This window comes from Pseudomonas sp. G5(2012), from assembly GCF_000408945.1.
Classification (GTDB): Bacteria; Pseudomonadota; Gammaproteobacteria; order Pseudomonadales; family Pseudomonadaceae; genus Aquipseudomonas; species Aquipseudomonas umsongensis.
Genome location: NZ_APIO01000210.1, coordinates 1 through 1,154, shown reverse-complemented (window position 1 = coordinate 1,154; position 1,154 = coordinate 1). Strand labels below are relative to the sequence as shown.

The 1,154-nt window shown below is 58.6% G+C and carries 1 protein-coding gene; it reads left to right on the top strand.

From position 1 onward, the window contains the following. On the top strand, positions 1–1,154 hold a 1,154-nt coding region (locus PG5_RS32705; RefSeq protein ID WP_155943769.1), incomplete at both ends, for an HAD-IC family P-type ATPase.

Sequence of the window (1,154 nt, the reverse complement as noted above, 5' to 3'; positions counted from 1 at the left end):
GCGTTGTCACGAGAACGTGGCGGGCGCAGCTATTACTTTTGCAGCGATACCTGCCTGCGCACCTTCGAGTCGCCGGAAAATGAACTGAAGGCGATGAAAACCCGCGTCACCATCGCCTTGACCGGGGTACTGGCCTTGGCACTGCTGCGTGCTGGCGCCTTCATTGCACTCGCCGCTGGTGCCACACTGCTGACTTGGGCGCCGATCCCGGCACTCCCCTGGTTCACATGGGGTATATGGCTATTCCTGCTGGTAACACCGGTGCAGTTCATCGGTGGCTGGGGTTTCTATAAGGGGGCGTGGAACGCCATTCGCACCCTAAACATCAACATGGATTTTCTGATCGCCCTCGGCACGTCGGTCGCCTATTTTTATAGTGTCGCGGTGTTGTTTTTTCCGGACGTCCTGCCGGTCAAGGTGGCCGAGCGCGACGTCTATTTCGAGGTCTCGGCGGTCATCATTGCCTTCGTACTGCTGGGCAGGTACATGGAGGAGATCATCAAGACAAAATCCTCAGCCGCAGTACGACGCCTACTTGATCTCAAGCCTGCGATTGCGCACGTGATTCGTGATGGACAGGAGGTCGACTTGCCCGCTGAAAACGTCATGGTCGGCGAGTTTCTGGTGGTCAAGCCTGGCGAGAAGATCCCCACCGATGGCGATGTCAGTGAGGGTCAGTCAACGGTCGATGAGTCCATGCTGACCGGCGAGTCGATGCCGGTCGACAAACACCCGGGCAGCCCGGTAATCGGAGGTACGCTCAATGGCAGTGGCGTGCTCACTTTCAAGGCGAGCAGGATCGGTGCCGACACCGCACTGGCGCAGATTATCAAGATGGTCGAGGAGGCGCAGACCAGTACGGCACAGATCCAGCGGTTGGCTGACCAGGTTACCGGCTACTTTGTGCCGGCAGTGGTGGCGGTCGCGTTGTTGGCCCTTGTCGGCTGGTCTCTTGTGGGGAACTTTCCGCAGGGGTTATTGGCCTTTATCGCGGTTCTGATCATTTCCTGCCCCTGCGCATTGGGCGTGGCGACGCCCGCCGCGTTAATGGTCGGTGTTGGCAAGGGCGCCGATAACGGCATCCTTATCCGTGGCGGTGAAGTATTAGAGCGGGCTGAAAAACTGAGTACGGTAGTGTTCGACAAAACCGGCAC